The sequence below is a fragment of the Komagataeibacter intermedius TF2 genome (assembly GCF_000964425.1).
GTDB classification, from domain to species: Bacteria; Pseudomonadota; Alphaproteobacteria; order Acetobacterales; family Acetobacteraceae; genus Komagataeibacter; species Komagataeibacter intermedius.
Genome location: NZ_BANF01000076.1, coordinates 1 through 7,005, shown reverse-complemented (window position 1 = coordinate 7,005; position 7,005 = coordinate 1). Strand labels below are relative to the sequence as shown.

Here is a 7,005-nt window from a genome sequence, read left to right as displayed (position 1 = left end):
ATCGGTGATTGTGATGGCTTGCCGGAGCGGGCGGAGTTTCCCTTTCGGGATGCCGGCATCTGTCAGGTTCTGCCGGGAGGCGTCCAGCCAATCCGCGCCAGCGTGTCGATCAGCGTCGAGCGCGGTACACCGAAGTTGCGGCATATAGCCGCTTTGCTGGCGCCGCCTTCGAGGGCGACGGTAATCGCCGCGACCTTCTCCGCGTCGATCGCGGGCGGCCTACCGCCGCGCCGACCGCGGCGCCTGGCGGCCGCCAGCCCCGCCATGACCCGTTCGCGCGTCAAGGCGCGTTCGTATTGGGCGAGTGCGCCGAACATCGAGAACAGCAACTCGCCTTGCGCGGTTGCCGTATCCATATGTTCGGTCAAGGATCGGAAAGCGATGCCACGCTCCCGAAAATCTCCGATAATATCGAGAAGATGCGATAGAGAACGGCCCAGACGGTCGAGTTTCCAGACCACCAGCGTATCCCCTTCCTTGAGCCAGGCGAGGCACGTCTTGAGGCCAGGACGATCGTCGCGGGCACCAGAGGCCTTGTCGGAATGAATGTGGCGTGCATCGACGCCAGTCGCGATCAGCGCATCGCGCTGGAGATCCACTGACTGGCGTTCGTCGGCTGAGGACACTCGCATATAACCGACCAGCATGTACGACAAACCTCATCAGAAGAGTTTCCGCACAGTAATGCAAAGCGACATGGTTTGTCGTGCAGTTTTTGCTACCTTGGCGGCTATCTTCTCCCGGCAAGAAAAAAATGACGGAAAACACCTGTTTTCCGTCATATACCCTCAGCATCCGACCTTAGCGTATATCTGTGCCCGTTCTATGTACCGACCCCATAATTGCGGTAAGCGCCCTGGGAGGCCACACAAAGCGCAATTCCCGTTATCGCCCTACAAACTAGCCGTCACACAAGATAACGTCTGTACGGACATCCTGTGGCGTCTGGCGGACATACTGCGACACGTGAGCTTCTGAATGATCGCCTGAACTCCGGTGCGTCTAGAGCACATTACGGTCTTGCCCGGTTCTTCTGCTGTTGCAGGCGTCGGGCGAGCGCGGAGCGGGAGCCCCGTAGGGCGCCAAAGGCGCCGACGCGGGAGAGGATGATGCTGGTGGAGAGACAATGTGGGAACGCATCGTCAGATTATGACTTCGCGCCGTAGGCGTGTCTGCTTAGCGCAGCCCTGAAAGGGCGAGCAGGGGGATGCCGGGTGGGAGATCGCGCATAGCGCGATCGGGGCGGCCGTAGGCTGTGAGCCGGCGGGGGCGTAGCCCCCAAGAGGCGGTGCTTGGGTTCAATTTGGCTGAAAATTGCAGAGAATGAAAAGTTATCCACAGGCTTAGAGTGTTAATTTATGTGTTAATAGTAGTGTTAAGGGTTTTCCACAAACACGTAACTGACTGAAAATAAAATACAAAAACAGTGTTTTGGAGCAGCTTGCGTCAACGAAACCCCGAATCTAGTGACTCCAGAACCCCGAATCTTCGTCAACGAAACCCCGAATCTAGCTCTTGCGTCAATGAAACCCCGAACCTAAACTGATCGTCAATGAAACCCCGAATCAAAGCAACCCGTCAACGAAACCCCGAACTGGCACTTACCGTCAGTGAAACCCCGAATGTTGATGGACGTTCAGTTCTACTTCCGGAACGATATCCGACACCAGATCTTTTTATTTGTGATGTCCTTGATGCCATCCCCAAAGATGATATGGCCTCGATGGAACATCCAATTTTCTCGCTTGCCACTAAACCTGATCGACGCATTTTCCGATACGAGCACAATGGCAATACAGTTGAGATCGTTCCGAGCGTCAAAGGGCTCGCGACGATCCATGACAAGGATATCCTTATCTATTGCATTTCGCAGCTTATCGCGAAAATGAATCAAGGTGAGCAGCCAAATCGAACTCTCCACCTTACCGCACGCGATTTATTGGTATGGACCAACCGTCAAACCGATGGTGATGGCTATAAGCGGCTTCGGAGCGCATTTGAGCGCTTAGCAGGCACACGGATCACCACCAACATCAAAGCTGATGGAGAAGAAATCACCGAAGGCTTTGGCCTTATCAATGAATGGCGAATTGTCCGTAAGACCAATTCCGGACAAATGTCCGAAATCAAGGTAACGCTATCCGAATGGCTATTCAGAATGATCGAAGGCCGAAGTGTACTGACATTACATCGCGATTATTTCCGTTTGCGCAAACCACTTGAACGGAGAATATACGAACTTGCACGTAAGCATTGTGGCGCTCAGGAAAAATGGGTTGTTTCTATAGAAATTTTACAGAAAAAAACGGGGGCCAGTAGCCATATTCGCGTATTTCGCTCAATGCTCCGTGACTTGGCAATCAATAACCACTTGCCTGATTATGCTGTCGAAATAAACAGCAACACAGTTACTTTCCGTAATCGGGAAACGATGGACACCGTCAAGGTAATAGCGCCAAAGCTCCAGAAACCATTTGTCGATCCCGAGGGTTTCCATGACGCTAGAGGAGTTGCTCCAGGATATGATGTCTACGCACTCTATGATGAATGGGTGTCATGGTGGAATGATAGCGGACAACCAGAGTTGCAAAACCCCAGTGCCGCATTTGTCGGATTCTGCCGCAACCGACACAAACGCAACCCTATACGCTAGACACAGCCTACGTGTATAGTTGTATACGTGTATAAATGTATACTTACCCGCTAACGATCCTGCTTCGTCCTTTCTTCACAAACAGATCGTCCAGTGCTTCTCCAAGCAAACTCTGAACCGTCGTTCCCTCTTCGGCCGCGATAATACGAAGCTGGGTGCTGACTTCAGGAGAAAAATGCCCACCGATCAACTTGGTCCCCTTACGACCATTCAGCGTAGGTTTACGGGATGATATATCTGGCTTCGGGGAAGGGGTTGGCATTGCCTCACCACTACCTTTGGCGCGATCAAGCATCGCTTGTAGCGTATTGCTTTTCGCCATCACGCTACCTCCCGATTTTTGTATAATTGTATATCTGTATACTCGTATAAGCGCTTAATTTCGTTTGCTGCTGGCCCATGTGCTTCGAATTCCTGCACAGCCTGTCCCGCCGCCTGTGCACGGAAAAATGCCTTGCGGTTTCCTACTGTCACCGGACAGACCGTTGCTCCCAATTCGGTCACGGCCTTAATGGCATCCCCTGTCTCCTGCCCCTGGGGGGGCACAAAAGTTAAAACGACAGCGAACGCTTTATCGAGCTGACGAACCACATCCAATGTGTGTGTCATACTCATTGTATCGAACACGGCCGTCTTCGTCGGAATGAGAACGAAGTCAGCATGCCGCGCCGCTTCATAAGCTACATCACGCGCAACAGCAGCTCCGTCGATAATCACAAGATCAGTACCCGCATCCGCGCAGGCTTTGAGCATTGCAGGCAAACGTATCGGCTGAATTGAAGCCACAGCCGGTGTATCGAGCTGGCGTACGTCTTTCCAGAAAGAGGCTGTCGCCTGTGGGTCCAAATCAATAATAGCAGCAACTTTACCCGCTTGCTCAGCCGCGACAGCGAGACAGGTTGCAAGCGTCGTTTTTCCGACACCGCCCTTCTGCGAAAGAACAGCAAGAACCTTCATGCTACACCTCTACACGTATAATCTTATACCTGTATACACTTTCTACGAGGGAAGAGAAGGCCTCACCTTATCTCTCTGCACAATGGCAGCAACAGTGTTCTTGCTGATTCCCAGATCGCGGGCGATCCACCGATAACTCCGCTTTTCAGCCACCAGAGCCAGAACCTTCGGAGCCAGACGGTCAGACTTCGGCCGCTCTCCTTTCTGTCGGCCGAGAACCTTCCCGCGTGCCCTGGCAGCAGCCAGACCGGACTTCACCCGCTCGCTAATTAGATCCCGTTCGAACTCCGCAATCCCGGCCAGAACCGTCGCCAGCATCCGCCCATGTGGCGTCGCCAGGTCGAACATCATCCCCGTCATGGCGATCAGGGAAACACGATAGCTCTCCAGCTCCTGAAGCGTGGAGATGAGATCAATGGTCGAGCGCCCCCAGCGGGACAGCTCCGTCACCAGAATGGCGTCAATTTCACGGGCCTGGGCCAATGCCATGACCTTTCGACGCTCGGCCCGATCCACCCGGACGCCAGAGCCGGTCTCCATGTAAACGTCCAGCACTTCATAGCCCGCGCGTTCAGCAAACCGCTTCAGCTCGTCCTTCTGGCGCGCGCAGGACTGATCGGCCGTGGAAACCCGGCAATAGATGACCGCACGCTGTCCCATTTGAACCCTCCCGGAAAAACCACCATGCAACCCTTGATACACCGTGACTCCGGTCTGTCCCAATATGACTATAGTCTGTTTGATACGGATCTAATACGAATGGGAAAAATGGGGGGGTAACAGAATGTCGGTTATCAAGCGACAAGGCTGGCAAAGCAGTCATTCATGGGAACATTTGTGAGCTTTTCGTCGTCACCGTAATGGCGAGAAAGTTTCCGGTAAGCAAAGGCAGGACTGGGCATGAATAATTTGCTCAGGCCCTCCTTTTGGCGGCCAAAGTCCGTCCACGTAATGTTGCTGACGCAGAATATTGCGTTGTTCAAAGCTGTCGAAGGCCCAGATATGGCAGATGCGTGACGCACCATCCAGCGCGAACATGTTGGTGATCAGGTGGCGGGTATAGGCTTGTGCAGGCTTCAGAGCACTCTGCCACGCTTTCAGGGTCGGTTCCAACCCTCCAGCTTTTAAACTGTAAGTTCGGATTTCATAGAGTCCACCACATTCACCAAACTCCGGGGGTTTAAGAAACGGAAAGCCTTCAAACGCCTCAGCTTCTATTAAAACGTCGTTCATCTTGATACCGAAGGGCGTTCTGGACTCCAGTGTTCTGTGCCGCGCCTTAAGCAAGGCATCCTGACAGGAAAAGGAACGCAGCAGGAGTAGCGTTCCAAGTTCACCGATCTCCGTTCGCCATACCCCTGTGAGGCTTCCCGCAACAGGATTCAGGGTATCCGAGAACCGTGCTTTCAGGAGACGGGAGAGGGCTGGCACTCCCAAAACATCCGTCCGAAAGCGAATCATTTCATAGATCATGAGTGTTCTTCGGATGGGAATAGAGATTGCAGTTCCACGGGCGGTTTGCCGGTCGATAGGTTGGACAGGCAACCGAACAGCGGATCCCACTCTTCAATTCGAAGATCACAGATCAAACCTTCCGGCGAGAACGGATCCCGAGCCACCATCGCTTCAATCTCCTGCCGATTGGCACCTTTCATGATCAGAAAACCTGACCGCAATGGGGTGCCTTTCAGCGGACCAGAAGCCAGAAGACTACCTTCCTGAATGAGGCGCTTGAGATACAGCACATGCGCCACGACATGCTGCCCCCACCCGTCGCCGTCCGGATGATCCATTCGCACAAGATAAATAGGCATTCTAAAGAGCTCCATCGGAGAAGATGCTTGCCGATCAATCAGCAGGCTCAACATATTCCTCTTTTTTAAGAGATAAATTGTCGATAGAAGATGTCAGTCACAACTGAGGATGATGAATGCTTGATCGTTTGACCAGTATGAAGGTTTTCATCAAGGTTGTGGAACTGGGATCTTTTGCCGCGGCCGCTCAGCGTCTGACCTTATCGCCGCAGATGGTGGCCAAACATATAGAGGCTCTGGAGCGTCATCTTGGCACGCGCCTGCTCCATCGGACGACACGTCGTCAGAGCCTCACAGAAATAGGGAGTCTTTACTGCGAGCAATGTCATCTCGTCCTGAAGGCTGTCGAGCGTGCTGATAATCTTGCCGCCAACACGCTGGGCGAACCACGTGGTACACTTGCTGTCAGCGTACCAGTTACCTTCGGGCGGACCATGTTCCCCATGTTTCTACATAATTTTCGGAAGAAATTCCCGAAGGTACGATTACAAGTATCCCTTACGGATCAACTGGTTCATCCGACGCTGGATGGCCATGAAGCTGTCATTCGTATTGGCGAGCCAGATCCCGATCTTACGGTCGTCAGTCGCCCTCTGGCCTCATATTCCCTCACGGTCTGCGCAGCGCCTGCCTATCTCGAAAAATTTGGCGCTCCGGACAGTCCTGAGGAACTCGCCCGGCATCAGTGTCTTGTCTACGAAAACTCTGCAAATTCTGTACGAACAGCATGGCACTTTATACGAAAGACCTGCACACGATCTGTCATGGTTTCTGGCACTGTGACGTCCAACGACTGGGGCTTTCTATTGGCCCTCACCTTGTCAGGAGAGGGCATAGTATTGGGTTCTGAACAGGCCTTGAAGCCCGAACTTGATTCTGGCCGCCTTGTCCGCATTCTATCCCAGTGGAGAGTTCCTGGTCGCCCGATGCATCTGCTTTACAATGCCGGCCCTGCTATGACCCCAAAACTGCGGAGTTTCGTTATCGAAGTTCAAAACGCCTTTCCGCCATGACATCTGAGATATCCTACGATGCTCCGGCGCGTCGAAAGGTCCATGCTCTTCGACGGTACGCTCAAGCCCACACGGCAAGCTGCCAGCTGATTTCACAGTTTGAAAGATGCCCCTAACAGATTTCATCTCCACTCAAAGCCAGAAAATTCCGGATCCCAAAAGACAGACAATCTATTCATCGTAGTTTACTCACGAAATATCTGAGATGATCTGCAATAAAACTGGCTACAAAATAATAGCTGTGATCGTAATCAGGACGAAGATTCAGGATGAGTTCCTGCCCTGCATTCTGTGCGGCTTCCTGGAACAGTTCTGGCCTGAGCTGTTCTTTCAGAAACTGGTCCGCCAGACCCTGATCTATCAGAACAGGCAGTCTTTCCTTCGCTGTCCGCACAAGTTCAAGCGGGTCATAGGCTGCCCAACTGGCACGATCCGGCCCCAGATAAGCACTGAATGCTTTTTCACCCCATGGTACCTGCGTTGGTGCCACAATGGGTGAAAAGGCTGACACAGAACGATAGCGGCCAGGATTACGCAGCGCGATCATGATGGCGCCAAATCCACCCAT

Annotated in this window: 9 protein-coding genes; 2 read left to right on the top strand and 7 right to left on the bottom strand. The window is 52.9% G+C overall.

The window, feature by feature from the left end; translation table 11 throughout:
* Positions 1–62: 62 nt before the first annotated feature.
* Entirely contained in the window at positions 63–647 is a 585-nt protein-coding gene (locus B7449_RS11880) for a recombinase family protein (RefSeq protein WP_048883644.1), read from the bottom strand.
* Between the two features lie 905 nt (positions 648–1,552).
* Here B7449_RS11880 and B7449_RS11875 point away from each other — a divergent pair.
* Positions 1,553–2,653: a replication initiator protein A gene (locus B7449_RS11875; RefSeq protein WP_082084839.1), complete on the top strand. Its 1,101-nt coding sequence runs from the start codon at positions 1,553–1,555 to the stop codon at positions 2,651–2,653.
* Positions 2,654–2,696: 43 nt separating this feature from the next.
* Here B7449_RS11875 and B7449_RS11870 read toward each other — a convergent pair whose 3' ends face one another.
* From B7449_RS11870 to B7449_RS11850, 5 genes are all read right to left on the bottom strand, one after another.
* A complete protein-coding gene (locus B7449_RS11870) occupies positions 2,697–2,975 on the bottom strand; it encodes a ribbon-helix-helix domain-containing protein (RefSeq protein ID WP_244191980.1) in 279 nt (92 codons plus the stop codon).
* A complete protein-coding gene (locus tag B7449_RS11865) occupies positions 2,975–3,610 on the bottom strand; it encodes a nucleotide-binding protein (RefSeq protein ID WP_048883643.1) in 636 nt (211 codons plus the stop codon). Before B7449_RS11865 ends, B7449_RS11870 begins: the two co-directional genes overlap by 1 nt.
* A gap of 42 nt (positions 3,611–3,652) precedes the next feature.
* On the bottom strand, positions 3,653–4,270 hold the full coding sequence (locus B7449_RS11860; RefSeq protein WP_048883642.1) for a recombinase family protein: 618 nt from the start codon (positions 4,268–4,270) through the stop codon (positions 3,653–3,655).
* 192 nt (positions 4,271–4,462) lie between these two features.
* Positions 4,463–5,083: an NIPSNAP family protein gene (locus tag B7449_RS11855; protein WP_039733240.1), complete on the bottom strand. Its 621-nt coding sequence runs from the start codon at positions 5,081–5,083 to the stop codon at positions 4,463–4,465.
* The gene (locus B7449_RS11850; RefSeq protein ID WP_039733242.1) at positions 5,080–5,439 is read right to left on the bottom strand and encodes a YciI family protein; all 360 of its coding nucleotides are present in this window, start codon (positions 5,437–5,439) and stop codon (positions 5,080–5,082) included. Before B7449_RS11850 ends, B7449_RS11855 begins: the two co-directional genes overlap by 4 nt.
* Positions 5,440–5,540: 101 nt before the next feature.
* Here B7449_RS11850 and B7449_RS11845 point away from each other — a divergent pair, with 101 nt between their 5' ends.
* Complete coding sequence (locus tag B7449_RS11845) at positions 5,541–6,437, top strand: LysR family transcriptional regulator (protein ID WP_082084838.1); 897 nt, start codon at positions 5,541–5,543, stop codon at positions 6,435–6,437.
* Between the two features lie 175 nt (positions 6,438–6,612).
* Here B7449_RS11845 and B7449_RS11840 read toward each other — a convergent pair.
* Positions 6,613–7,005: alpha/beta hydrolase-fold protein (locus tag B7449_RS11840; protein ID WP_048883641.1), on the bottom strand; the 393-nt coding region annotated here is incomplete at its 5' end.

Excerpts from the sequence above, each read along its gene's own strand:
- B7449_RS11880 (WP_048883644.1), bottom strand. The coding sequence starts at position 647 with ATGCTGGTCGGTTATATGCGAGTGTCCTCAGCCGACGAACGCCAGTCA.
- B7449_RS11875 (WP_082084839.1), top strand. The coding sequence starts at position 1,553 with ATGAAACCCCGAATCAAAGCAACCCGTCAACGAAACCCCGAACTGGCA.
- B7449_RS11870 (WP_244191980.1), bottom strand. The coding sequence starts at position 2,975 with ATGGCGAAAAGCAATACGCTACAAGCGATGCTTGATCGCGCCAAAGGT.
- B7449_RS11865 (WP_048883643.1), bottom strand. The coding sequence starts at position 3,610 with ATGAAGGTTCTTGCTGTTCTTTCGCAGAAGGGCGGTGTCGGAAAAACG.
- B7449_RS11860 (WP_048883642.1), bottom strand. The coding sequence starts at position 4,270 with ATGGGACAGCGTGCGGTCATCTATTGCCGGGTTTCCACGGCCGATCAG.
- B7449_RS11855 (WP_039733240.1), bottom strand. The coding sequence starts at position 5,083 with ATGATCTATGAAATGATTCGCTTTCGGACGGATGTTTTGGGAGTGCCA.
- B7449_RS11850 (WP_039733242.1), bottom strand. The coding sequence starts at position 5,439 with ATGGAGCTCTTTAGAATGCCTATTTATCTTGTGCGAATGGATCATCCG.
- B7449_RS11845 (WP_082084838.1), top strand. The coding sequence starts at position 5,541 with ATGCTTGATCGTTTGACCAGTATGAAGGTTTTCATCAAGGTTGTGGAA.